The organism is Microbispora sp. NPDC046933, from assembly GCF_040644635.1.
Lineage (GTDB): Bacteria > Actinomycetota > Actinomycetes > Streptosporangiales > Streptosporangiaceae > Microbispora.
This window is the reverse complement of record NZ_JBEYWW010000122.1, coordinates 1-1,257: the sequence shown is the minus strand read 5'-3', so window position 1 is coordinate 1,257 and position 1,257 is coordinate 1. Positions and strand designations below refer to the sequence as shown.

The 1,257-nt window shown below is 67.1% G+C and carries 1 pseudogene; it reads left to right on the top strand.

Annotated features, from left to right (window positions below):
- Window positions 1-69 precede the first annotated feature (69 nt).
- Window positions 70-1,217, top strand: a pseudogene (locus ABZ857_RS44275) (IS3 family transposase).
- Window positions 1,218-1,257 lie beyond the last annotated feature (40 nt).

Here is a 1,257-nt window from a genome sequence, read left to right as displayed (position 1 = left end):
GTGATGTTCACCGGCTTTCATGGAGTCACTTTGGTTGACTGGCATGCCTGAACCCCGAGAGAGGTCAGCATGCCGAGGAGCTATCCCCCCGAGTTCCGTCGCAAAGTCCTGGACCTGCTGAAGGCCGGCCGCACCGTGCAACAGGTGGCCGCCGATCTGCAGATCAGCGACCAGACCATCTACAACTGGCGCAGACAAGACCGCATCGACGCAGGACTGGAGCCTGGCATCACCTCCAGCGACCAGGCCGAACTGGTGGCCGCCCGGCGCCGGATCGCCGAGCTGGAGACCGAGCTGGCGGTGACGCGGCGGGCCAATGAGCTGCTGCGAGAGGTGGTGTCCCCAAAAGGCGGTTTGAGGCCATCGCGGTGATGGCCGGTGAAGGGCTGCCGGTGCAGGTGTGCTGCCGGGTGATGGGTGTGTCGGAGTCGGGCTACTACGCCTGGCGCTCTCGCCCGCCGTCGCCGCGATCGGTGCGGCACGCCTGGCTGACCGAGGTGATCCGGCAGGCCCACGCCGCCTCCCGCGGCGTCTACGGCGCCCGCCGCGTGCATGCCGAGCTCACCCTCGGCCGGGGCATCGCGGTCGGGCACGGCCAGGTGACGATGCTGATGCACCGCGCGGGCATCAAGGGGCTGCCCGGTAACCGCCGCCGGCGCCCGGTTCCGCAGGTGCCGACTGCCACCGACATGGTCGACCGGCTGTTCGCCCGCTCCGGCCCGGATCAGTTGTGGGTCACCGATATCACCGAGCACCCGACCCGGGAGGGCAAGGTCTACTGCTGCGTCGTGCTGGATGCCTACTCCCGGCGGGTGGTGGGCTGGTCCATCGACTCCACGCAGACCGCCACCCTGGTCACCAACGCGCTCGGCATGGCCATCCACAACCGGAACCCGCAGGCCGGGACGGTGATCCACTCCGACCACGGGGTCCAATACACCTCCTGGGCGTTCACTGAGCGGGCCAAGGCTTCGGGGCTGGTGCCGTCGATGGGGTCGATCGGCGACTGCTTCGACAATGCGGTCATCGAGTCGTTCTGGGGCCGGATGCAGACCGAATTGCTTAATCGGCGGCGGTGGAACACTCGCATCGAGCTGGCGAACGCGATCTTCGAGTACCTGGAGATCTTCCACAACCGCCAACGACGCCACAGCGCCCTGGGGATGCGCACTCCGGTCGAATACGAGATGCTCTACGCAAACACCCAGCTGGCATGACGGCCAACCAAGCCGACTCCACAGAACCCGAGGCACATCA